Raw genomic sequence first — 21,554 nt, 5'->3', positions numbered from 1 at the left:
GTCGAGCCTGTCTTTTCGCTCTCGAAGCCGGATCGCGCCGGGCACGCGTCAGCGCTCCAGAAGAGCGACCGCCTCGACATGGTGAGACCAGACGAACTGATCGATCGGCGTGAGGCCGACGAGCCGGAAGCCGCCGTCGAGGAGGATGCGCAGGTCCCGCGCGAGCGTGGCGGGATTGCAGGACACGGCCGCCACGCGCCGCACCTTCGACAAGGCGAGCTCGTGGCACTGGGCCTCCGCGCCGGCGCGGGGCGGATCGAAGACCACGCCCTCGAAGCGGGAGAGATCCTTGGCGGTCATCGGCCGCCGGAAGAGATCGCGGCGCTCGGTCGTCAGCGGCTTCAACCCCTGCGCCTTGCGCCGGGCGGCGTCGAGCGAGGCGAGCGCGAGCGCGTCGGTTTCGACGGCGTGGACCGCCGAGGAGCGCGCGAGGCGCAGCGCGAAGGTGCCGATGCCGGAGAAGAGATCGGCGACCGCCTTGGAGCCGGCGAGATGGCGCGTGACGAGCGATGCCATCGCCTCCTCGGCTTGCGCGCTCGCCTGGAGGAAGCCGCCCGGCGGCAGCGGCACGGTGATCCGCGCGACGTCGACCGTCGGGCGGCGCGTTTCCATGACCGTCTCGCCGTCGAGCGTCACGCGCGCGAAATCCTGGCGCAGCGCGAAGGCGACGATCGACTGGCGCAGGGCCTCCGTCGCCTTGGCGGTCTCGGAGAGGGCGATGTCGAAGCCGACGTCGCTCGCGGTCACGACCATCCGCATCGGGCCCTTGCGGTCGGCGACGATCAGGGCAAGCGAGCGCAGGTCGTTCAGACGCCGCTCGATCTCCGGCACCACGACGAGACAGGTCTCGATCGGCACGATCCGGTTCGTCAGCGCCTCGAAGAAGCCGAAGACGATGCGATTGCCCTCGCGAAGGCCGGAGAACACGGCGCGACGGCGCGTCGCCGGCGGGATGGTGACGAGCGGCGCGATCTCGGTCTCGATGCCGCGGCTCTTCAGGGCGGAGACGACGAGACGGCGCTTGAAGTCGCGATAGAGGGCGTCGTCGGCATGCTGGAGGTCGCAGCCGCCGCAGATCCCAAAATGCGGGCAGGGCGGCTCGACGCGGTCCTTGGAGGCCAGCTCGATGCGCAGAAGCTTGGCGCGGGCCCCCGAACGCTCGGCTTCGACGCGCTCGCCCGGCAGCGTGAACGGGACATAGAGGGGGGCATTCTCCGGCCCCGTCGCGACGCCGTCGCCCTTGGCGCCGAGCTCGTCGATCTCCAGCGTCAGGGTCATGACTTGCGACCATGCAGCAGGAACTCGCGATTGCCGTCGCCGCCCTCGATGGGCGAGGGGATCAGCGCGACCGCCGTCCACCCGTCCTGCGTGCCGAGCCAGGTCTTCAGGCTTTCCGCGACATCCGTCGCGCTGTCGGGGTCGCGCAGGAGCCCGTTCTTGGCGATGGCGTCCTTGCCGGCCTCGAACTGCGGCTTGACGAGGAGGACCGCGTCGGCACCGGGCTCGGCCAGTTCCAGCGCGGGCGGCAGGGCGAGGCGCAGCGAGATGAAGCTGACGTCGGCGACGACGAGGTCGATCGCGTGACCGCCGAGATGGTCCTCGTCGAGGTCGCGCGCGTTGAGGCCCTCGATGGCGTCGACGCGCTCGTCGGCGGCGATGCGGGGATGGAGCTGTCCGTGGCCGACGTCGATCGCGACGACATGCGCGACGCCGCGCTTCAGCAGCGAATCGGTGAAGCCGCCGGTGGACACGCCGACGTCGAGCGCCGAGCGACCCGCGACGTCGATGCCGAAGGCGTCGAGTGCGGCATCGAGCTTCAGCCCGCCGCGCGAGACGAAGTCGGCGGCGGGATCGTCGAGATCGAGCCGGCTGTCCGGCTCGACGTTGAGGCTGGGCTTGGTCACGACGCGCCCGTCGACGCGGACATGCCCGCGCAGGATCGCGTCGCGCGCGCGGGCCCGGCTGGCGACGAGGCCGCGCTCGGCGACGAGCTGATCGAGCCGGACGCGGGACAGGTGCTGTTCTTCGGTGGCTGCCATCGCCGGGTCATGGGGCCCGGCGCGCCAAATGGCAAGGGCCCGGGGGCGTCAGGCCTGCATCACGCGGCGCGCGGAGGTGCCGAGCGCCTTGAACACGGCATCCACGATGCCGGTCCGGTCCAAGCCGGACTGCCGGATCATCACATCGGGATTGGCGTGGTCGACGAAGAGGTCCGGCATCATCAGCGGACGGACCTTGATGCCCTGGTCGAGAAGGCCGCGCGTCGCCATGAACTGCAGCACCTGCGCGGCGAAGCCGCCGCTCGCGCCCTCTTCGAGAAGGATCAGCACCTCATGGTCGCGGGCGAGGCGCGCGACGAGGTCGCCGTCGAGCGGCTTGGCGAAGCGGGCGTCGGCGACCGTCGTGGAAAGGCCGAAGGTCTCGAGCTCCTCGGCGGCGGCCACGGCGTCGGCGAGGCGCGTGCCGAAGGACAGGATCGCGACCTTGGTACCCTCGCGCACGACGCGGCCCCGGCCGATCTCGATCGCCTTGCCGCGCTCGGGCATCTCGACGCCGGTGCCGTTGCCGCGGGGATAGCGGAAGGAGATCGGGCCCTCGTCGTACTCGACCGCGGTGCGCACCATGTGGCGCAGTTCCGCCTCGTCGCTCGCGGCCATCACGACCATGCCGGGAAGCGGGCACAGGAAGCCGGTGTCGAAGGACCCGGCATGGGTCGGCCCGTCCGCGCCGACGAAGCCGGCCCGGTCGATGGCGAAGCGCACGGGAAGGCCTTGGATCGCGACGTCGTGGACGATCTGGTCGTAGGCGCGCTGGAGGAAGGTCGAATAGATCGCGGCGAAGGGCTTGTAGCCCTCCGAGGCGAGGCCCGCGCAGAAGGTGACGGCATGCTGCTCGGCGATGCCGACGTCGAAGGTGCGCGAGGGGAACGCCTCGCCGAAGAGGTCGAGGCCGGTGCCGTTCGGCATGGCCGCGTTGACGGCGACGATCTTCTCGTCCTCGCGCGCTTCCGCGACGAGGCTTTCGGCGAAGACGGTGGTGTAGCTCGGGGCATTGCCCTTGGCCTTGGCCTGCGCGCCGGTGATGACGTCGAACTTCGAGACGCCGTGATACTTGTCGCTGGAGCTCTCCGCCGGTCCGTAGCCCTTGCCCTTCTGCGTCACGACGTGGACGAGGATCGGACCCTCCTTGGCATCGCGGACGTTCTTCAGGACGGGCAGGAGGTGATCGAGGTCGTGGCCATCGATCGGGCCGACATAGTAGAAGCCGAGTTCTTCGAACAGCGTGCCGCCGGTGAAGAAGCCGCGCGTGAACTCCTCGGTCTTGCGGGCGCCCTCGCGCATGAAGCCGGGAAGGATCTTGGAGAACTTCTTGGCGCCGTGCCGCAGGCCCCGATAGGTCTTGCCCGAGACGAGGCGCGCGAGATAGGCGCTCATCGCGCCCGTCGGCGGGGCGATCGACATGTCGTTGTCGTTGAGGATGACGATGAGGCGCGCGTCGAGCGCGCCGGCATTGTTCATCGCCTCGTAGGCCATGCCGGCCGACATCGCGCCGTCGCCGATCACGGCGACGACGTTGCGCTTGCCGCCATCGAGGTCGCGCGCGACCGCCATGCCGAGTCCGGCCGAGATCGACGTCGAGGAATGGCCCGCGCCGAAGGGATCGAACTCGCTCTCGGTGCGCTTGGCGAAGCCGGAGAGGCCGCCCTCCTGGCGAACGGTGCGCATGCGCTCGCGCCGGCCGGTCAGGATCTTGTGCGGGTAGGCCTGGTGGCCGACGTCCCAGATCAGGCGGTCGTCCGGCGTGTCGAAGACGTAATGCAGCGCCACCGTCAGCTCGACGACGCCGAGACCGGCGCCGAGATGTCCGCCGGTGCGCGAGACCGCGTCGATGAGATCGGTGCGCAGCTCGTCGGCGACCTGCCGGAGATCACTCTCTTTCAGGGCGCGGAGATCGCGGGGCGTTTCGATGCGGTCGAGAAGCGGGGTCTGCAGACTGTCCGGCACGTGGATCATCCACCTTTCAACGATGGCGATCCCTCGGGCTGCGTCGGCTGCGCCGCCGCCGGGATCTTGGAACGGTTAGATTGTATGAATTGCGGCGCGTTCAAGCCAGCGGTTCAATGGCCGCATCCCGAAGCCGTCTCAGGCGGGGTCGAGCAGCTCCACGCCGGTGGGCTTTCCCGCCCGCGAGAGCTTGATCTTCTCGACCTTGTCCTCGGCGGCGGATAGCAGCCGTTCGCAATGGTTCTTCAGCTTCTCGCCCCGTTCGTAGATGCGGATCGAGATGTCGAGCGGCACGTCGCCGCGCTCGAGATCAGAGACGATCCGCTCCAGTCCCGACAGCGCCTCCTCGAAGCTCATGCGCTTGATGTCCGAATCGTCGGCCGGCAAGTCGGCGACGGAGGCGTTGGCGGGCATGATCTCTCCTTATCCTCAGCCAGCCATGAGGCGGCCGACATGGGCGGTGACCGAGCGGCCGAGGCCGACGAGGTCGTAGCCGCCTTCGAGCAGGCTGACGAGACGCCCGCCCGCGTGCCGGTCGGCGGCGTCCATCAGCTTGCCCGTCGCCCAGTCGAAATCGCCTTCGACGAGATTGATGTTGGCGAGCGGATCGCGATGATGTGCGTCGAAACCGGCCGATATGATGACGAGATCGGGCCTGAACGCGTGAAGCGCGGGCAGAACGCGCGATTCGAACGCCTCGCGGAAGGCCTCGCTCCCATCCCCGGAGGAGAGAGGTGCGTTGCAGATCGTTCCAGCGCCCGTCTCGTCCTTGGCGCCGGTGCCGGGGAAGAGCGGCATCTGGTGCGTCGAGGCGTAGAAGACGGACGTGTCGCTCCAGAAGATGTCCTGGGTGCCGTTGCCGTGATGGACGTCCCAATCCACGATCGCGACGCGCTCCAGGCCATGGACGGCCTGGGCATGGCGGGCGGCGATGGCGGCGGTGTTGAAGAGGCAGAAGCCCATTGCCGTGTCGCGTTCGGCATGGTGGCCGGGCGGACGCGCCGCGACGAAGACGTTCGCCACCGCGCCCGTCGCCACGTCGTCGACGCCCGCGCAGGCGGCACCCACGGCATGGAGGGCGGCCGAGAAGCTTTTCGGGCTGACCACCGTGTCGCCGTCGATCCGTGCCATGCCGGCATCGGGAATCGCCTTGGCGATGCGCCGCACATAGGACTCGGGATGGCAGCGATAGATCGCCGCCAGCGGAGCTTCGGGCGCTTCCGCCCGGTCGAGATGCTGAAAGGCCTCGGCCTCCAGCGCGGCCGCGACGGCGCGCATGCGGTCGGGCCGCTCGGGATGACCGGGGCCGGTCAGGTGCTCGGCGAAGACGGGGTGATGGTAGAGGCGCGTCGTCATCGGGTCCGTCCCGTCTGCCCGCGATCGCGCAGGACGTGATCGGCCAGCGCGCAGGCGAGCATGGCCTCGCCGATCGGAACCGCGCGGATGCCGACGCAGGGATCGTGCCGGCCCTTCGTCATGACGTCGACCTCCTGGCCAGCTGCGTCGATGGAGCGGCGCGGCGTGAGGATCGAGGAGGTCGGCTTCACGGCGAAGCGCGCGACGATCGCCTGGCCTGTCGAGATGCCGCCGAGAATACCGCCGGCCTGGTTGGACTGGAACGCGGGACCGCCATCGGCTCCGATCCGGATCTCGTCGGCGTTCTCCTCGCCGGTGAGTTCGGCCGCCTCGAAGCCGTTGCCGATCTCGACGCCCTTCACGGCGTTGATCGACATGAGATTGGCCGCGATGTCGGCGTCGAGCTTGCCGTAGAGCGGCGCGCCGAGGCCGGCCGGAACGCCGGTCGCGCAGACCTCCACCACCGCGCCGACCGAGGAGCCGGCCTTGCGCACCGCGTCGAGATGGGCCTCCCAGAGCGAGGCCGTCTCGGCATCGGGGCAGAAGAAGGGGTTGGAGTCGATCTGCGAATCGCTCCAGCGCGCGCGGTCGATCCCGATCCGCCCGATCTTCACCAGAGCGCCGCGAATCGTGATGCCGGGCAGGACGAGCCGCGCCAGGGCGCCGGCCGCCACGCGGCAGGCCGTCTCGCGCGCGGAGGACCGTCCGCCGCCGCGGTGGTCGCGCACGCCGTATTTCATGTCGTAGGCGATGTCGGCATGACCCGGCCGATAGCGCTGGGCGATGTCGGAATAATCCTTCGAGCGCTGATCGACATTCTGGATCTCCAGCGCGATCGGCGTTCCCGTCGAGACGAGGTCGCCCTCGGCCGCGCCGGGCATCGTGCCGGACAGGACGCGGACCTCGTCCGGCTCACGCCGCTGCGTGGTGAATCGCGACTGACCGGGCCGGCGCTTGTTAAGGAAGTCTTGAATATAACTCTGCGAGAAGACGAGTCCCGGGGGCAGCCCGTCGACGACGCAGCCGATCGCCGGACCGTGGCTCTCGCCCCAGGTCGTCACGCGGAAAAGGTGTCCGAAGGTGTTGTGCGACATGGGCCGGTGAAACTCTGCGGCGGGGGACACTCTTCGCCGGAACGGTTCGGCGGGACGGGACGAGGGCACTCGGCCCGACGGGCGACCGGACGAGCATGCGGGGGTTTATGTCAGCGGGTCGGCCGACGTCAAATTTTGTAACGAAGTGTGGTCGGGCGCTTCGATGACGCAATCCGCCACAATCGACCGGAATGATGGATGGGTAACGATCGGCTGCGGGGGGACCGCGGTTCGATGGTCGATGAAATTCAGGTTGGGGCCGGACCGCCGGCCGAGGAGGACAAGCTCATGACGAAGCAGATCGTCGCGTTTTTCGCCAGTTCGTTTCTCTGTGTCGCGCTGACGATCCCGGCCTGCGCCGAGGAGAAAAGCGGCGTCATCGCCGCCGTCGACCGCGACCGCTCGCTCCTCATCTTCGCCGACGGCACCGCCTACCGACTGCCCGGCAGCTTCGACTACGACGCCGTGTCGCCCGGCATGGAGGCTCATGTGATCGTCGAGCCGGCGGAGGTTGCGAGAGGCTGACGACGTTCCAGGTCCGGCCTCCGACATCGCACTTGGACGGGGTTCCCGAAGCGATCTATGCAGCATTTTGAGGCGTCGAAGCGTCTTCTGTTCGCCCGAAGGACCGGTCTACCGCCAGTGCATCACGCCGTTCTCGACCTCGATGAAGCGATCCTGCGGGATCGGGCGATGGGCGGCGGTGGCGGCGTCGAGGCCGGTGTAGAGCTTGAGGAACGAGCGGATCGTGCCGCCATGGGCGATCATGACCGTCGGCCGGTCTAGTTCGGCGAAGACCGGCGCGACGCGCGCGGCGAGCATGTCGTAGCTCTCGGCGCGCTCGCCCGGCGGGCGAAACGTCCACTTGCCCGCCTCGCGCTCAATGATGGCGGTCGGCTCGCGAGCCTCGACCTCCTGCAATGTCGAGCCCTGCCAGTCGCCGAAACTGAGTTCGACGAGACGCGGGTCGGTCTCGTAGGCTTCGGGGTCGAGGCCCATCTCGGCGCGCACGAGGCGCATGGTTTCCCGGGTCCGTCGCATCGGGCTCGCCAGGAAGCGGAAGGACGACGCCGCGGCCCCCAGGCGTTCGGCAAGGCGGCGTCCGTTGCGCCGGGCCTCGGCCCGGCCGCGCTCGTTGATGTCGATCTCCTCCTGCCCCTGCAGCCGGCCTTCCGCGTTCCAGTCCGTCTGGCCATGGCGGCAGAGGACGAGATGCGGCAGGTCGGAGAGGTTCAAGGCGGACGCGGCCGGCGCGGGCTGGATCGTCAATCCTTCACGACGGAGATGTCCGGCGCATCCACCGCCTTCATGCCGACCGTGTGATAGCCGGAATCGACGTGGTGGACCTCGCCGGTCACCGCCGTGGACAGGTTCGACAGGAGATACAGGGCCGAATTGCCGACCTCGTCGATCGTGACGGTGCGCTTCAGCGGGGCGTTGTACTCGTTCCACTTCAGGATGTAGCGGAAGTCGCCGATGCCGGAGGCGGCCAGGGTCTTGATCGGTCCGGCGGAGATGGCGTTGACGCGGATCGCCTTCCGGCCGAGGTCGACGGCGAGGTAGCGAACGGACGCCTCGAGCGCGGCCTTGGCGACGCCCATCACGTTGTAGTGCGGCATCACCTTTTCCGCACCGTAATAGGTCAGCGTCAGCATCGAGCCGCCGTCGGTCATCAGCTTCTCGGCGCGCTGGGCGACAGCCGTGAAGGAATAGACCGAGATCAGCATGGTCTTGGAGAAGTTCGCCTCGCTCGTGTCGACATAGCGACCGGTTAGCTCGTCCTTGTCGGAGAAGCCGATCGCATGCACGAGGAAATCGATCTTGCCCCAGCGCTGCTCGATCGTGGCGAAGCAGGCGTCGATGGTGGCGGCGTCCGCGACGTCGCAGTGACCGACGACGAAGGCGCCGAGTTCGGCGGCCAGCGGCTCGACCCGCTTCTTCAGCGCGTCGCCCTGATAGGTGAGCGCAACCTCGGCGCCCGCGTCCGTCAAGGCCTTGGCGATGCCGAAGGCGATCGAGCGGTTGTTGGCAACGCCCATAACGAGCCCGCGCTTGCCGGCCATCAGCCCGTTCGATGCTGCCATGATGCTTCAGCTTTCCACTCGGTCACGTCGCCGTCTTGCGGCGGCGGTATGGCATAGGGATGGTCGACCATCAAGCTGGCAGGGATTTCGGGCCGGCACCGCGCGCGTGCCCGCCCGGCCTCAGCCCTCGGCCGGCTCGACCTTGGCCTGGAAAAAATCGACGAGGGCAGGATCGGGATCCCTCGGCAGGACGATGCGCAGATTGGCCAGGATGTCGCCGCGCCCGCCGCCGGGCTTGGTCAGGCCCTTCCCCTTGAGCCGCAGGGTCCGGCCGGAATTCGACCAGGGCGGAAGCGTCATGGAAACCCGGCCGTCGAGGGTCTCGATGGGCACCTTGCCGCCGAGCACGGCGGTGGCGAGCGGCACGGGCAGGTCGAGCGTCAGATCGCGCCCCGCAACCTCGAATCGGGGATGGGAGACATATTCGATGGTCACGAACGCATCGCCCGGCGCGCCTCCCGGAAGAGGCGAGGGCTGACCCTGTCCGCGCAGGCGGATCACCTGCCCGTTCTCCACTCCATCCGGAATGTCGATGGCAAGGCGCTTGCCAGTCGGGAAGATCGCCTCGACCTTGTCGTCGGAGACGATGTCCTCCAGCCGGACCTTGAGGGTCGCCTTGATGTCCTCGCCCTTGACGGACGCACCACCGGCACCGCCGCGCGCCTGCGAGAAGCCGCCCGCGCCGCCGCGCGCGCCGCGGCCGCCGAACGCCTGCTCGAAGAAATCGGAGAAGAGGCCTTCGTTGCCGGCCTCGGGGCCGCCGCGCGCATTGCGGAAGTCGAATCCGGGCGCGCTCCTGCCACCGCCGCCCGCGCCGCCGAACGGGCTGCCGCCGCTGCCGGGGAAGCCCTGGAATTTCGGCTTTCCGTCGGCGTCGATCTCGCCCCGGTCGAACTGCGCGCGCTTTTCCTTGTCGCCGAGGATCTCGTAGGCCTGATTGGCTTCGTTGAAGCGCGCGCTCGCGGAGGAATCGGTGGCGTTCGCATCCGGATGATATTTCTTCGCCAGCTTGCGAAAGGCGGACTTGATGTCCTTCTCGTTCGCAGTCTTGGCGACGCCGAGAACGGCGTAGGGATCACGCATCAGAGCTCGGTCCTCGAACATCCATGAACTTCTGGGGCGCAGCCTGCGCCCGACGACAGCTCTATATGGCGCAATCCGACCGCAAATTTAAGGGTCGAACCTATCGATGTCGCCTCGGAGCGCGGGCGGGCCCGCCGTGCCCCGGTCCGACCGGTCCTACTGGCCCTCGGCGAATCGCGTCAGCGTCCACTGCCCGCCACCCTTCGTGCAGGCCTCTCCATTGTAGAGGGCGATGCCATCGAAGCGCTGGCGCGACGTCTGGAAGGTGCGGCAGATCGTATCGCCGGCGCGGCTTTCGGCGATCGCCGTGATGACGCCGGTCGCACCCGTGTCCGCATTCGCCCAGGGCCGCTGGTTCTCCGCCGCCGAGAGATCGGCCGCGGAAACGGCGTTGCGCACCGTCATCTGATCGGAGGCCTGGTCGGGGGAGGGCGCGGGATCGGCGGCCGGAATGGCGGCGGTCACGGCCTTCTCGTCGACCCCGTCGTCCATGCCGCCGCCGGACACGACGCAGCCGCCGCAGAGAACTGCGGCCAGAAGGATTGCCAGGGGCCTGATCGGTTTCATCGCCATCTCATGCCATCTCATGGCATCTCATGCCATCTTGGGTCTGGTGCTGCGGCTCGGCGATCCACTATAGCCGGCGAACACGTAGCGTGGAGCTTGCGATCATCATGACAAACGATGGCTTAACTCTCGGTGAAGTGCCGGCCGGCGAGGATCCCTTCGCGCTTTTCGAAGCCTGGCTGGAGGAGGCGACGGCCGCCGAGATCAACGATGCGAACGCCATGGCGCTCGCGACCGTCGACGAAGGCGGCCTGCCCGATGTCCGGATGGTCCTCCTCAAGGGGCTCGACCATCGCGGCTTCGTTTTCTACACGAATTTCGGCAGTGCGAAAGGCCGCGAGATCCTGGCGAGCGGCAAGGCGGCGCTCTGCTTCCACTGGAAGTCGCTGCGCCGACAGGTGCGCGTGCGCGGGGTGTCCGAGATCGTCTCCGATGACGAGGCCGACGCCTATTACGCGACGCGCCCGCGCCGCAGCCGCCTCGGCGCCTGGGCATCCGAACAGTCCCGGCCGCTGGAGAGCCGGCAGATCCTCGTCGACCGCGTGGCGGAGGCGGATGCGCGCTTTCCCGGCGAGGACATTCCGCGCCCGCCGCACTGGTCGGGCCTGCGCATCCTGCCGACGGAGATCGAATTCTGGAAGGACGGCGAATTTCGCCTGCACGACCGCATCCTCTACACGCGGGACGGCGAGACGGACGGTCGCGGAACCGGCCCGGACGGCGAACGCGCCTGGGCGCGCCGGCGGCTCTACCCCTGAACGAATCGTCCGGCGGACGCGAGCCCCGCGGCGCCGGCCCCGGCGACACGCGTCGCCGGGCCCCATCGCTCAGGCCTCGGTCCCGCCGACCGTGACCTGATCCATGCGCAGATGCGGCTGGCCGACGCCGACGGGAACGCCCTGGCCGGCCTTGCCGCACATGCCGATGCCCGTGTCGAGCGCGAGATCGTTGCCGATCATGGAGACGCGGTGCATGGCTTCGGGGCCGTTGCCGATGAGCATCGCGCCCTTCAGCGGCTCGCCGACGATGCCGTTCCGGATGCGGTAGGCTTCCGTGCAGTTGAAGACGAACTTGCCCGACGTGATGTCCACCTGACCGCCGTTGAAGGAGACGGCGTAGATGCCGTCCGTCACGGAGGCGAGGATCTCCTGCGGCGTCGCCGTGCCGCCCAGCATCATCGTGTTCGTCATGCGCGGCATCGGCGCGTAGGCGTAGGACTGGCGGCGCCCGTTCCCGGTCGGCGCCATGCCCATCAGCCGCGCGTTCTGCCGGTCCTGCATGTAGGCGACGAGCTTGCCGTCCTCGATGAGGACCGTGCGGTTGGTGGGCGTGCCCTCGTCGTCGATGGTCAGCGAGCCGCGCCGTTCCGCGATCGTGCCGTCGTCGACGACCGTGACGCCCCTGGCCGCGACCTGCTGGCCGAGGAGACCGGCGAAAGCCGACGTCTTCTTGCGGTTGAAATCGCCTTCGAGCCCGTGTCCCACCGCCTCGTGCAGCATGACGCCGGGCCAGCCCGCGGCGAGGACGATGTCGAACACCCCGGCCGGCGCGGGGACCGCGTCGAGATTGACCAGCGCCTGGCGCAGCGCCTCGTCCGCGATCGCCTTCCAGCTGGCCTCGACGAAGAATTCGCCGAAGCCGGTGCGCCCGCCCGCGCCGTGCGATCCCGTCTCCTGCCGATCCCCGCGGCCGGCGACGACGGAGACGTTGATCCGAACAAGCGGCCGGATGTCGCGCGCCAGGCGCCCGTCGGCGCGCAGGATCTCGACCGTCTGCCATTGCGAGCCGAGCGTCACCGACACCTGCCGCACGGCCTCGTCCTTGGCGCGGAGATAGGCGTCGATGTCCTGAAGGAGCTTCACCTTGGCCTCGAAGCCGGGCGAGGGGATCGGATTCTCCTCGCCGTAGATCTTCTGATTGGTGCCGGACGGACCCTCGGCGACCGTGCCGCTGTGACCGCTCTTCACCGCCTCGACGGCGGACGCGGCGCGACGAAGCGCGCCCTCCGACAGATCGCCCGCATGGGCGAAGCCGACGGCCTCGCCGGCGACGACGCGCAGGCCGAAGCCCTGATCGGAGGAAAAGGTGCCGGCCTTCAGGCGTCCGTTGTCGAAGGCGAGGGACTCCTGTTCGCGCACTTCCAGGAACAGTTCGCCGTCGTCCGCCCCGGCGAGGGCGCCGCCGAGAATCCGGTCGATCTCGGCGCGCGAAATGTCGAAGCGCTCGATCAGCGAAGCGGCCATGGCGTCGTCCTTGCAAAAGAGTCGAAGGCGGGAAAGGCGGGATGGAGGGTCGATAGGGGACCGAGGCCCTGACATAGGAGCCCGAAGCGCGCGCACCAAGCGCTCGCCTGCCGGGATCGGAGCCGCAGGCGCGGGGGCGAGGCCGGGCGCGCGGGAGCGGCGGGGCGGAACCGCCCGCCCCGGATCAGGGAAGCGCGGCGAAACCCTCGGTGAAGCCCTTCATGTCGATCTCGAAGCCGATCCCCTCCTCGACGGTTGGGAAGACCGAGAAGACGACCGTCGCCGCCTTGGCCAAAGCAGCCTGCAGGGTCGTCTGCTCGCCGTTGATCGTGTCCGGCTTGTCGAGAACGGCTTCGGCGAAGCAGCCGTCGGCGAAGCAGCGCATGAACTGGAGATTGCCGGAATAGCGCCCGTCGATCGCGACCTGGATCTGGGTCGGCAGAACGACGCCGAGCGGCGTCTGCACGCGCAGGATGGTCGCCTTGCGGTCGGCCGTCTTCAGGACGATCACGACGAGACCAATTTCCGGGCGCTGTTCGGAGACGACCGTCTGGAGAAGGGCGCATTGCTCGCCGGGGGCGCCGGGCGGCGTCTCGCAGACCACGGCCCAGGCGCCGTGCTGCGACTTCACCTGACCGCCCGCGGCGGATTGCGCCAGGGCCGTCCCCGGCAGGATCGAAAGGGCCGGCACGGCCATGGCCACGGCCAAGGCCGCCTTGAGATACCGCTTCATCATTCCATCCGAGTCTGGTTTGGCCGAGTCTGGATTGGCCGAGTGTGGATTGGCCGAGTCTGGTTTGACCGAATCTGGTTTGGCCAAAAATCGATTGGCCGAGAGTGGTTTGGCGGATCGTGATCGGCCGGGTTCGGTCCGGTCGAACTTCGTCCGGACGAGACTCGTGCGGCCGAACGTCGTCGGTCGGCCCCGAAGAGGCTCCGTTCGCCGGTGTTTAGCACGAGCCGTCGCCCGGCCGCATCGTCCGATCGCAGGACCATGCCCGGGCGGACGCAAGCGCGGCGTTATGGCCGGTCGAACATGGCAGGGGAATGGCCTAACCTCGTCGGGAAGCATCGAGCGGCGGCGGTCTGCGGTCCGGGCCGGCCCCGTGCAGAACGGCCGTCCCGGTTCTTCTTTGGAAATGTTGCAGATTACGGCCTTTCGTGGTTTGAAGCAGCCGAGACGCCGGATAATATGGGCGTCGCCCGTGTCGGGGCCGGTGATCGCTTCCAGAGAGGAAGCGGGCCGATCCCAGGGGACGCGACGGGGAGAGCATTGGGTGAAGAGAACCATCATCGCAGCGTCGGCGATCGCCGCAGGTCTCGGTGTCGCGGGAGCGCAGGAACAACTGCATCCGGGACAGCCGCATCCTTGGCAGATCAATCTGCAGGAGGCGCTGTCGCCGATCGAGGCGCAGATCCACTGGTTCTCGAACTACACGCTCGCCTTCATCGTTCCGATCACGATCTTCGTGGCGGCGCTGCTGGCCTACTGCGTCTACCGCTTCAACGAGAAGCGCAATCCGACGCCGTCGCGCACGAGCCACAACACGGCGATCGAGGTCGTCTGGACGGTGGCGCCGGTCATCATCCTCCTGTTTCTCGCCATCCCCTCGTTCCAGCTTCTGACGGCGCAGTACAATCCGCCGAGTGAGCCGGAACTGACGATCAAGGCGACCGGCTACCAGTGGTACTGGGGCTACGAGTATCAGCCCGGCGCGACCAATCCGGCCGCCGAGGGTTCGGGCACCGCTCCCGCCGCGACCGCCGAGGCATCGCAGTCCGCGGAAGCCGCCCCGGCCGCCGAGCCGGTCTCGTTCGAATCCTACATGGTCCAGGAGGCCGACCGCGCCGCGAGCGGCAAGGTCGACATGGCCGTCTATCCGCGCCTTCTCGCCGTCGACAACGAGATGGTCGTTCCAGTGAACACCGTGATCCGCATCCTAGCGACCTCCGGCGACGTCATTCACTCGTTCGCGATTCCCTCGATGGGCGTGAAGGTCGATGCGGTGCCCGGCCGCAACAACGAATATTGGTTCGAGGCGACGCGCGAGGGCATGTTCTACGGACAGTGCTCCGAGCTTTGCGGGCGCGACCATGCCTTCATGCCGATCGGCGTGCGCGTGGTGTCGAAGGAGCAGTTCGCGACCTGGCTCGCGGCCGCGGCCGGAGACGTCGCCGCCGCCAACCAGCAACTGACCGCTTCGATCGAAGCCGCCGCCGGCCGCGTGGCCGTCGCGGTCAGCCAGTAAACTCGGGTCCAGAGGAGCACCGTCATGGCCACCGGAGCCGTACACGACACACATGATGCGCATGACCATCGCCCGACGGGCTGGGCGCGCTGGGTCTATTCGACCAATCACAAGGACATCGGCACGCTCTACCTGATCTTCGCGATCATGGCCGGCGTGTTCGGCGGCGGTCTGTCCGTCGCCATCCGCATGGAACTGCAGTCGCCGGGCCTCCAGATCTTCGGCGACCCCGCGATCTTCAACGTCTTCACCACGGGCCACGGCCTGATCATGATCTTCTTCATGGTGATGCCGGCGTTGATCGGCGGTTTCGCCAACTGGATGGTGCCGATCATGATCGGTGCGCCGGACATGGCGTTCCCGCGCCTGAACAACATCTCGTTCTGGCTCCTCGTCCCCGCTTTCCTCCTGCTCCTCATGTCGATGTTCGTCGAAGGCGCGCCGGGATCGAACGGCGCGGGCACCGGCTGGACCATGTATCCGCCCCTCTCGACCACGGGCCATCCCGGCCCCGCCGTCGATCTCGCGATCTTCGCGCTGCACATCGCCGGCGCTTCGTCGATCCTCGGCGCGATCAACTTCATCACGACCATCCTCAACATGCGCGCCCCCGGCATGACGCTGCACAAGATGCCGCTCTTCGCCTGGTCCGTGCTCGTGACCGCCTTCCTCCTCCTCCTGTCGCTGCCCGTTCTCGCCGGCGCCATCACCATGATGCTGACCGACCGCAACTTCGGCACGACCTTCTTCACGCCGTCCGGCGGTGGCGATCCGATCCTCTACCAGCACCTCTTCTGGTTCTTCGGCCATCCCGAAGTGTACATCCTGATCCTGCCGGCCTTCGGCATCGTCAGCCACGTCATCTCGACCTTCTCGCGCAAGCCCGTCTTCGGCTATCTCGGCATGGCCTATGCCATGGTCGCCATCGGCGTCGTCGGCTTCGTCGTGTGGGCCCACCACATGTACACGACGGGCATCTCGCTCAACACGCAGCGCTATTTCGTGTTCGCGACGATGGTCATCGCCATTCCGACCGGCATCAAGATCTTCTCGTGGATCGCGACGATGTGGGGCGGTTCCCTAACCTTCCGCACGCCGATGTACTGGGCGATCGGGTTCATCTTCCTCTTCACCGTCGGCGGCGTCACGGGCGTCAAGCTCGCCAATGCCGGCATGGACCGCGTGCTGCACGACACCTACTACGTGGTTGCGCACTTCCACTACGTGCTCTCGCTCGGCGCCGTCTTCGCGATCTTCGCGGGCTGGTACTACTGGTTCCCGAAGATGAGCGGCTACATGTACAACGAGACGATCGGCAAGGTGCATTTCTGGCTGACCTTCGTCGGCGTGAACCTCGTCTTCTTCCCGCAGCACTTCCTCGGCGCGGCCGGCATGCCCCGTCGCTACGCGGATTATCCCGACGCCTTCGCGGGCTGGAACTTCGTGTCCTCGATGGGCTCGTACATTTCGGGCTTCGCCGTCCTCGTGTTCCTCTACGGCGTCTGGGAAGCCTTCGCCAAGAAGCGCATCGCGGGCAACAACCCATGGGGCGAAGGCGCGACCACGCTGGAATGGCAGCTGTCCTCGCCGCCGCCGTTCCACCAGTGGGAGCAGCTGCCGCGCGTTCGGTAAGCCGAACTCGATCCGCAGCGGACGAGACGACATCCGACATGGCCCCGCTTCGTTCGGGGCCATGTCGTTCCAGACCGGACCGCCGCGTCCGACTTCGCCACCGCCGGACGGCATGGGGCGAGTTCCGGCCGGCGATGCCTGAGGTGACGAAGTGACCATCGCGATCGAACCCATCGCCGGCACGGCCGGCAGCGCACGCAGCGGGATCAGCCTCGCCGAGCCGCGCGATTTCCTGGCCCTCCTGAAGCCGCGCGTCATGTCGCTCGTGGTCCTCACCGCGATCACCGGCCTGATGATGGCGCCCGGCTCCATCGACGCCTCGCTCGCCGTCGTCGCCGTGCTGTCGATCGCGCTCGGCGCGGGCGCGTCCGGCGCGCTCAACATGTGGTACGACGCCGACATCGACGCGATCATGACGCGCACCGCGGGCCGTCCGGTTCCGGCGGGACGCATCGAGCCGCGCACGGCGCTCGCCTTCGGGCTCGCTCTTTCCGGCCTGTCGGTGATGGTCCTCGGACTCGCGGCCAACTGGTTCTCGGCGGCGCTCCTCGCCTTCACCATCTTCTTCTATGCCGTCGTCTACACGATGGGCCTGAAGCGCTCGACGCCGCAGAACATCGTCATCGGCGGAGCCGCGGGCGCGTTTCCCCCGATGATCGGCTGGGCCGTCGTCACCGGCGGAGTCTCCCTGGAAAGCGCGATCCTCTTTCTCATCATCTTCCTGTGGACGCCCCCCCATTTCTGGGCGCTGTCGCTGTTCAAGATGAAGGATTACGGCCGCGCCGGCATTCCGATGCTGCCCAACGTCGCCGGTGAAGCGGCGACCCGGTTCCAGATCCTTCTCTATTCGCTGATCCTCGTGCCGGTCGGCGCCGCGCCGTTCGCGCTCGGCTTCGCCGGCCCGGTCTACGGCGTCGCCAGCATCGGACTCGGCGCCTATTTCCTCTGGCTGGCCTTCGCCACGTACCGGATGCCGGATGCCGACCCGAAGATGCTGCCGGCCAAGAAGCTGTTCGGCTTCTCGATCCTCTACCTCTTCGCCCTGTTCGTGATCCTGCTCGGCGAGGCGATCGTCGCCCGCGCGGGTCTCCTGTGAGGAGCGCCGTGATGGCCGAAGACTTCGTGACCCTGACACCGCAAGAGCAGAAGGCGCGTCGCCGCCGCTCGGTCGCCATCGGCGTGTTCCTCGTGGCGCTCGTCGTCCTCTTCTACGTCGTGACCATCGCGAAGATGGGAAGTCCGTCGTGACGGGGGCTCCGTCCCCCAAGCGCCGCCGGGACCTGACGGTGGCGGTCGCCGCCGGGGCCTTCGCCTGCGGCATGCTCGGCGCGGCCTATGCGGCGGTTCCGCTCTACCAGATGTTCTGCCAGGTGACCGGTTATGGCGGCACGACGCAGCGCGCCGAAGCGGCGTCCGAGAGGGTCGTCGACAGCGAGGTCCTGGTCCGGTTCGACGCCAATGCGTCGAAGAGCGTGCCCTGGGCGTTCCAGCCGATCGAGCGCGAAATCCGCGTCAAGCTCGGCGAAACGCGGCAGACGAGCTACCGGGTCGTCAACCGGTCCGACAAGCCCGTCACCGCGCAGGCGACCTACAACGTGACGCCGGAGGCGGCGGGCGTCTACTTCAACAAGATCACCTGCTTCTGCTTCACCGAGCAGACGCTTCAGCCGGGCGAGAGCCGGGACATGGACGTGATCTTCTACGTCGATCCGGCCATGCTGGACTCCGAGGACCTGACGGGCCTGCCGGCCATCACGCTGTCCTATACCTTCTTCCCCGTCGACACGCCGGCGCCTGTCGCGTCGGCGCCGTCGGAGGCCGGAAAGACCGAGACGACGAACGAACTCTAATCGCTCTTCCACCGCCTTTCGGGACAGAGGCGGAGGGGATGGGCTGGTAAAGCATGCCGCCGCCTTCGTATAAGAGGGTCGGAGACGGGCACGGAACGACCGGGGACTAGACATGGCCGACACCACGCACGGCAAACAGCACGACTACCACATTATCGATCCGAGCCCGTGGCCGTTCCTCGCCTCGCTCGGCGCGCTCATCATGTTCTTCGGCGCGGTCGGCTGGATGCGGCTTCACGCAGAGCAGCAGTTCCTGATCGGCGGCGTCGATTTCGCCACGCCCTGGATCTTCTTCATCGGACTGGCGCTCGTCCTCTACGTGATGTTCGCCTGGTGGTCGGACACGGTGAAGGAGGGGCAGGAGGGCGCGCACACGCCGGTCGTGTCGATGCATCTGCGCTACGGCATGATCATGTTCATCGCCTCCGAGGTGATGTTCTTCGTCGCATGGTTCTGGGCCTTCTTCGACGCCAGCCTGTTTCCCGGCGAGGCCATCCAGGCCGCGCGGACCGAGGTCCTGGGCGGTCAGTGGCCGCCGGTCGGCATCGAGGTTCTCGATCCGCTGCACCTGCCGCTCTTCAACACGGTGACGCTCCTTCTTTCGGGCACGACGGTCACCTGGGCGCACCACGCCCTGCTGCACAACGACCGCAAGGGTCTGATCACCGGCCTCGCGCTCACCTGCGTTCTCGGCGTGATCTTCTCCTACGTGCAGTATTACGAGTATGCCCACGCGCCCTTCGCCTTCGCCGGCTCGATCTACGGATCGACCTTCTTCATGGCGACCGGCTTCCACGGCTTCCACGTTCTCGTCGGGACGATCTTCCTGATCGTCTGCCTGATCCGGGCGCTGAAGGGCCAGTTCACGGCGCAGAAGCATTTCGGTTTCGAGGCCGCGGCCTGGTACTGGCATTTCGTCGACGTCGTCTGGCTCTTCCTGTTCTTCGCCATCTACATCTGGGGAAGCTGGGGCGGCACGATCCACGCCGAGTGAATCCGGCTCCGGCCGAGGACTGAACGAGAAGGAAGGGGCGGCGCGTCGGCGACCGCCTCTTTCGTTTGGAGGTGACGAGATGGCCGAAGATACCCCGCTCTACGCGCCGGTCGATGCCGCGGGGATGGCGATGCGCAATCGTTGCCCCCGCTGCGGCGAAGGCCGTCTCTTCAAGGGCTTTCTCTCTCTCAAGCCGGCTTGCAGTCATTGCGGGCTCGACTACGCCTTCATCGATTCGGGCGACGGTCCGGCCGTCTTCGTCATTCTCATCATCAGCTTCGTCGTGGTTGGCCTCGCTCTCTACACCGAGGTCACGTGGAATCCGCCGCTCTGGATCCACTTCCTCCTGTGGATTCCGCTGACGCTGGTTCTCTGCCTGCCGCTGCTGCGCCTCCTGAAGGGCTTGATGATCGGCCTGCAGTTTCGCAACAAGGCCGCGCCGGGACGCCTGGAGACGGATGACGATGTCGCGGGTTGAGGGCCCCGGGACGGTCGCGCCGCCGAGGGAGATCCGTCGTCTCGGCCGCGGCAGCTTCGCGGCGGGCGTCGTGCTCTGTCTCCTCGGGATCGCCGTGCTCGTCGGGCTCGGCACCTGGCAGATGGAGCGGCTCGGCTGGAAGAACGGGCTGATCGCAACGATCGAGGCGCGGGTCCATGCGCCGCCGCGTCCTCTCGAAGAGGTCGAGGCCGAGTTCGCGCGCGGCGGCGACGTCGACTATGTCCCGGTCCTCGTCTCCGGGCGCTTCCTGCATGCCGACGAGCGCCACGTCCTCTCGACCTCGGGCGGCGCCGCCGGCTGGAACGTCTTCACGCCGCTGCGCCTGGACGACGGGCGGACGCTGTTCGTCAATCGCGGCTTCGTCGCCTACGACCGCAAGAGCGCGGAAACGCGAAGCGGCGGGCAGGTGGAGGGTGCGGTCGCCTTCGCCGGCATCGCGCGCAACGCATTGGCGGAAAAGCCGAGCTCCTTCGTGCCCGACAACGATCCGGTCAAGAACGCCTTCTTCTGGAAGCACTTGCCCGATCTCGCCCGCGGCCTGCCGGAGGCCGACATGGCGGGTCTCTTGCCCTTCATCGTGGATGCCGGCCCCGATACGCCGTCCGGTGCCGGCGGGCCCGTCGGCGGAACGACGGTGGTCGACATTCCGAACAGCCATCTCCAATATGCGATCACGTGGTACGGGCTCGCCGCGGTTCTGTCGGTGATGCTGGTCCTTCTCGTGCTGCGCCAGCGCCGGGCTCCGCGCGACGGTTGATCCCGTCCGATCCGGCGTCTTGCCGCGCTTGACACAGACGGGCGCGATGCCTTCATTCCCGGCGAAACTATGCCGCGCGGTCCGGCCGCCGGAGAGAACGGACAGCGCCTTGCTCCAGACCTTGCCAACGCCCCGCCTGACCTTACGACTCTGCGAGCCCCGGGGCTTTTGCGCCGGCGTCGACCGGGCCATCCAGATCGTGGTGCTCGCGCTGAAGAAATACGGCGCGCCGGTCTATGTCCGTCACGAGATCGTGCACAACCGCTATGTCGTGGAAGGACTGGAGACGCTCGGCGCCGTCTTCGTGCGGGAATTGTCCGACGTGCCGGACGACGGTCAGCCCGTCGTCTTCTCCGCGCATGGCGTGCCGAAATCCGTTCCGGCGGAGGCGGCCTCCCGCGAGCTTCTCTATCTCGACGCGACCTGTCCGCTCGTTTCGAAGGTTCACAAGCAGGCCATGCTGCACGTGAAGCGGGGACGCCACGTTCTCCTCATCGGTCACAAGGGTCATCCCGAGGTCGTGGGAACGATGGGCCAGCTGGACGACGGCACCGTCTCCCTGATCGAAAGCGAGGCCGACGTCGCGGCCTTCGATCCCGCCGATCCCGATGCGCTCGGCTTCGTCACGCAGACGACGCTGTCGGTGGACGACACCGCCGGGGTCGTCGCCGCGCTGCAGGCCAAATTCCCGAACCTGCAGGCACCGTCGTCGGATTCGATCTGCTATGCCACGACCAATCGCCAGGACGCGGTGAAGGCGGCGGCTCCCGGCACGGACCTCTTCCTGATCGTCGGCGCGCCGAACTCGTCCAATTCCATGCGCCTCGTCGAGGTCGCGACGCGTGCCGGCGCGCTCGCCTCCGCCCTGGTGCAGCGCGCGAGCGACATTCCCTGGCACCTCGTCTCCGACGGCGCGACCTTGTCCATGTCGGCGGGGGCTTCCGCGCCGGAGATCGTCATCGACGAGATCATCGACGCCTTCCGCGCGCGCTACGATATCTCTGTCGAACTCGTGCGCACGGCCGAGGAGAACGAGAACTTCCCGGTGATGCGCTCGCTTCGCGACACGCCGCTTCTCCCCGCCGACATGGCCTTCGTCCACGGCGAGGGCGCGTCGGCCCTGGCCGCCGGGAGCCGCTGAC

At 67.8% G+C, this 21,554-nt stretch carries 23 protein-coding genes; 11 read left to right on the top strand and 12 right to left on the bottom strand.

The window, feature by feature from the left end; genetic code table 11:
* Nucleotides 1–48: 48 nt before the first annotated feature.
* From ASG43_RS03850 to aroC, 6 genes are all read right to left on the bottom strand, one after another.
* Nucleotides 49–1,278, bottom strand: coding sequence for a class I SAM-dependent RNA methyltransferase (locus ASG43_RS03850; protein WP_056500318.1), 1,230 nt, complete (start codon nucleotides 1,276–1,278; stop codon nucleotides 49–51).
* Nucleotides 1,275–2,039 (bottom strand): TlyA family RNA methyltransferase, encoded by a 765-nt coding sequence (locus tag ASG43_RS03845; protein WP_056500316.1) that lies wholly within the window; start codon nucleotides 2,037–2,039, stop codon nucleotides 1,275–1,277. The genes ASG43_RS03850 and ASG43_RS03845 overlap by 4 nt, the downstream gene beginning before the upstream one ends.
* A gap of 48 nt (nucleotides 2,040–2,087) precedes the next feature.
* On the bottom strand, nucleotides 2,088–4,013 hold the full coding sequence (dxs, locus tag ASG43_RS03840; protein WP_056500314.1) for a 1-deoxy-D-xylulose-5-phosphate synthase: 1,926 nt from the start codon (nucleotides 4,011–4,013) through the stop codon (nucleotides 2,088–2,090).
* Between the two features lie 129 nt (nucleotides 4,014–4,142).
* A complete protein-coding gene (locus tag ASG43_RS03835; protein WP_162244677.1) occupies nucleotides 4,143–4,391 on the bottom strand; it encodes an exodeoxyribonuclease VII small subunit in 249 nt (82 codons plus the stop codon).
* Nucleotides 4,392–4,433: 42 nt separating this feature from the next.
* Nucleotides 4,434–5,360 carry a histone deacetylase family protein gene (locus tag ASG43_RS03830; protein ID WP_056500309.1) on the bottom strand — a complete coding sequence of 309 codons (927 nt, stop codon included), beginning with the start codon at nucleotides 5,358–5,360 and terminating at the stop codon, nucleotides 4,434–4,436.
* Nucleotides 5,357–6,454 carry a chorismate synthase gene (gene aroC, locus ASG43_RS03825; RefSeq protein WP_056500306.1) on the bottom strand — a complete coding sequence of 366 codons (1,098 nt, stop codon included), beginning with the start codon at nucleotides 6,452–6,454 and terminating at the stop codon, nucleotides 5,357–5,359. The genes ASG43_RS03830 and aroC overlap by 4 nt, the downstream gene beginning before the upstream one ends.
* Before the next feature lie 288 nt (nucleotides 6,455–6,742).
* Here aroC and ASG43_RS03820 point away from each other — a divergent pair, with 288 nt between their 5' ends.
* Nucleotides 6,743–6,979 carry a DUF1344 domain-containing protein gene (locus tag ASG43_RS03820; RefSeq protein ID WP_162244668.1) on the top strand — a complete coding sequence of 79 codons (237 nt, stop codon included), beginning with the start codon at nucleotides 6,743–6,745 and terminating at the stop codon, nucleotides 6,977–6,979.
* 108 nt (nucleotides 6,980–7,087) lie between these two features.
* Here the strand turns inward: ASG43_RS03820 and ASG43_RS03815 are convergent, their stop codons facing one another.
* The 4 genes from ASG43_RS03815 to ASG43_RS03800 form a co-directional block, all read right to left on the bottom strand.
* Nucleotides 7,088–7,717 carry a histidine phosphatase family protein gene (locus ASG43_RS03815; RefSeq protein WP_244487979.1) on the bottom strand — a complete coding sequence of 210 codons (630 nt, stop codon included), beginning with the start codon at nucleotides 7,715–7,717 and terminating at the stop codon, nucleotides 7,088–7,090.
* 2 nt (nucleotides 7,718–7,719) lie between these two features.
* Complete coding sequence (gene fabI / locus ASG43_RS03810; RefSeq protein ID WP_056500302.1) at nucleotides 7,720–8,538, bottom strand: enoyl-ACP reductase FabI; 819 nt, start codon at nucleotides 8,536–8,538, stop codon at nucleotides 7,720–7,722.
* Between the two features lie 120 nt (nucleotides 8,539–8,658).
* Nucleotides 8,659–9,621: a DnaJ C-terminal domain-containing protein gene (locus ASG43_RS03805; protein ID WP_056500298.1), complete on the bottom strand. Its 963-nt coding sequence runs from the start codon at nucleotides 9,619–9,621 to the stop codon at nucleotides 8,659–8,661.
* Between the two features lie 156 nt (nucleotides 9,622–9,777).
* Nucleotides 9,778–10,188 carry an RT0821/Lpp0805 family surface protein gene (locus ASG43_RS03800; protein ID WP_162244667.1) on the bottom strand — a complete coding sequence of 137 codons (411 nt, stop codon included), beginning with the start codon at nucleotides 10,186–10,188 and terminating at the stop codon, nucleotides 9,778–9,780.
* A gap of 107 nt (nucleotides 10,189–10,295) precedes the next feature.
* Between ASG43_RS03800 and pdxH the strand changes: the two genes are divergently transcribed.
* On the top strand, nucleotides 10,296–10,946 hold the full coding sequence (pdxH, locus tag ASG43_RS03795; protein WP_056501092.1) for a pyridoxamine 5'-phosphate oxidase: 651 nt from the start codon (nucleotides 10,296–10,298) through the stop codon (nucleotides 10,944–10,946).
* Nucleotides 10,947–11,015: 69 nt separating this feature from the next.
* Here the strand turns inward: pdxH and tldD are convergent, their stop codons facing one another.
* Both tldD and ASG43_RS03785 read right to left on the bottom strand, forming a co-directional pair.
* Nucleotides 11,016–12,431 (bottom strand): metalloprotease TldD, encoded by a 1,416-nt coding sequence (tldD, locus tag ASG43_RS03790; RefSeq protein WP_056500289.1) that lies wholly within the window; start codon nucleotides 12,429–12,431, stop codon nucleotides 11,016–11,018.
* Between the two features lie 184 nt (nucleotides 12,432–12,615).
* The gene (locus ASG43_RS03785; RefSeq protein WP_056501091.1) at nucleotides 12,616–13,164 is read right to left on the bottom strand and encodes an invasion associated locus B family protein; all 549 of its coding nucleotides are present in this window, start codon (nucleotides 13,162–13,164) and stop codon (nucleotides 12,616–12,618) included.
* 574 nt (nucleotides 13,165–13,738) lie between these two features.
* Between ASG43_RS03785 and coxB the strand changes: the two genes are divergently transcribed.
* The 9 genes from coxB to ispH all read left to right on the top strand — a co-directional run bounded on the left by coxB (nucleotide 13,739) and on the right by ispH (nucleotide 21,553).
* Entirely contained in the window at nucleotides 13,739–14,680 is a 942-nt protein-coding gene (gene coxB / locus ASG43_RS03780) for a cytochrome c oxidase subunit II (RefSeq protein WP_056501088.1), read from the top strand.
* A 24-nt stretch (nucleotides 14,681–14,704) separates the two neighbouring features.
* Nucleotides 14,705–16,312 (top strand): cytochrome c oxidase subunit I, encoded by a 1,608-nt coding sequence (gene ctaD / locus ASG43_RS03775; protein ID WP_056500286.1) that lies wholly within the window; start codon nucleotides 14,705–14,707, stop codon nucleotides 16,310–16,312.
* A 172-nt stretch (nucleotides 16,313–16,484) separates the two neighbouring features.
* A complete protein-coding gene (cyoE, locus tag ASG43_RS03770; RefSeq protein ID WP_244487978.1) occupies nucleotides 16,485–17,408 on the top strand; it encodes a heme o synthase in 924 nt (307 codons plus the stop codon).
* 11 nt (nucleotides 17,409–17,419) lie between these two features.
* Nucleotides 17,420–17,560 (top strand): protoheme IX farnesyltransferase, encoded by a 141-nt coding sequence (locus ASG43_RS21985; protein WP_082490572.1) that lies wholly within the window; start codon nucleotides 17,420–17,422, stop codon nucleotides 17,558–17,560.
* The gene (locus tag ASG43_RS03765; RefSeq protein WP_056500284.1) at nucleotides 17,557–18,162 is read left to right on the top strand and encodes a cytochrome c oxidase assembly protein; all 606 of its coding nucleotides are present in this window, start codon (nucleotides 17,557–17,559) and stop codon (nucleotides 18,160–18,162) included. The genes ASG43_RS21985 and ASG43_RS03765 overlap by 4 nt, the downstream gene beginning before the upstream one ends.
* A 112-nt stretch (nucleotides 18,163–18,274) precedes the next feature.
* The gene (locus tag ASG43_RS03760) at nucleotides 18,275–19,156 is read left to right on the top strand and encodes a cytochrome c oxidase subunit 3 (RefSeq protein WP_056500281.1); all 882 of its coding nucleotides are present in this window, start codon (nucleotides 18,275–18,277) and stop codon (nucleotides 19,154–19,156) included.
* Nucleotides 19,157–19,235: 79 nt separating this feature from the next.
* On the top strand, nucleotides 19,236–19,634 hold the full coding sequence (locus ASG43_RS03755; RefSeq protein WP_056500278.1) for a DUF983 domain-containing protein: 399 nt from the start codon (nucleotides 19,236–19,238) through the stop codon (nucleotides 19,632–19,634).
* Nucleotides 19,621–20,412, top strand: coding sequence for an SURF1 family protein (locus ASG43_RS03750; protein ID WP_280137186.1), 792 nt, complete (start codon nucleotides 19,621–19,623; stop codon nucleotides 20,410–20,412). Before ASG43_RS03755 ends, ASG43_RS03750 begins: the two co-directional genes overlap by 14 nt.
* Before the next feature lie 109 nt (nucleotides 20,413–20,521).
* A complete protein-coding gene (gene ispH, locus ASG43_RS03745) occupies nucleotides 20,522–21,553 on the top strand; it encodes a 4-hydroxy-3-methylbut-2-enyl diphosphate reductase (RefSeq protein ID WP_056500274.1) in 1,032 nt (343 codons plus the stop codon).
* Nucleotide 21,554 lies beyond the last annotated feature (1 nt).

It is taken from the genome of Aureimonas sp. Leaf454 (assembly GCF_001424685.1).
Taxonomy (GTDB): domain Bacteria; phylum Pseudomonadota; class Alphaproteobacteria; order Rhizobiales; family Rhizobiaceae; genus Plantimonas.
This window is presented reverse-complemented; position numbering and strand designations above follow the sequence as displayed.

Excerpts from the sequence above, each read along its gene's own strand:
- ASG43_RS03850 (WP_056500318.1), bottom strand. The coding sequence starts at position 1,278 with ATGACCCTGACGCTGGAGATCGACGAGCTCGGCGCCAAGGGCGACGGC.
- ASG43_RS03845 (WP_056500316.1), bottom strand. The coding sequence starts at position 2,039 with ATGGCAGCCACCGAAGAACAGCACCTGTCCCGCGTCCGGCTCGATCAG.
- dxs (WP_056500314.1), bottom strand. The coding sequence starts at position 4,013 with ATGATCCACGTGCCGGACAGTCTGCAGACCCCGCTTCTCGACCGCATC.
- ASG43_RS03830 (WP_056500309.1), bottom strand. The coding sequence starts at position 5,360 with ATGACGACGCGCCTCTACCATCACCCCGTCTTCGCCGAGCACCTGACC.
- aroC (WP_056500306.1), bottom strand. The coding sequence starts at position 6,454 with ATGTCGCACAACACCTTCGGACACCTTTTCCGCGTGACGACCTGGGGC.
- ASG43_RS03820 (WP_162244668.1), top strand. The coding sequence starts at position 6,743 with ATGACGAAGCAGATCGTCGCGTTTTTCGCCAGTTCGTTTCTCTGTGTC.
- fabI (WP_056500302.1), bottom strand. The coding sequence starts at position 8,538 with ATGGCAGCATCGAACGGGCTGATGGCCGGCAAGCGCGGGCTCGTTATG.
- ASG43_RS03805 (WP_056500298.1), bottom strand. The coding sequence starts at position 9,621 with ATGCGTGATCCCTACGCCGTTCTCGGCGTCGCCAAGACTGCGAACGAG.
- ASG43_RS03800 (WP_162244667.1), bottom strand. The coding sequence starts at position 10,188 with ATGAAACCGATCAGGCCCCTGGCAATCCTTCTGGCCGCAGTTCTCTGC.
- pdxH (WP_056501092.1), top strand. The coding sequence starts at position 10,296 with ATGACAAACGATGGCTTAACTCTCGGTGAAGTGCCGGCCGGCGAGGAT.
- tldD (WP_056500289.1), bottom strand. The coding sequence starts at position 12,431 with ATGGCCGCTTCGCTGATCGAGCGCTTCGACATTTCGCGCGCCGAGATC.
- ASG43_RS03785 (WP_056501091.1), bottom strand. The coding sequence starts at position 13,164 with ATGAAGCGGTATCTCAAGGCGGCCTTGGCCGTGGCCATGGCCGTGCCG.
- ctaD (WP_056500286.1), top strand. The coding sequence starts at position 14,705 with ATGGCCACCGGAGCCGTACACGACACACATGATGCGCATGACCATCGC.
- ASG43_RS21985 (WP_082490572.1), top strand. The coding sequence starts at position 17,420 with ATGGCCGAAGACTTCGTGACCCTGACACCGCAAGAGCAGAAGGCGCGT.
- ASG43_RS03760 (WP_056500281.1), top strand. The coding sequence starts at position 18,275 with ATGGCCGACACCACGCACGGCAAACAGCACGACTACCACATTATCGAT.
- ASG43_RS03755 (WP_056500278.1), top strand. The coding sequence starts at position 19,236 with ATGGCCGAAGATACCCCGCTCTACGCGCCGGTCGATGCCGCGGGGATG.
- ASG43_RS03750 (WP_280137186.1), top strand. The coding sequence starts at position 19,621 with ATGTCGCGGGTTGAGGGCCCCGGGACGGTCGCGCCGCCGAGGGAGATC.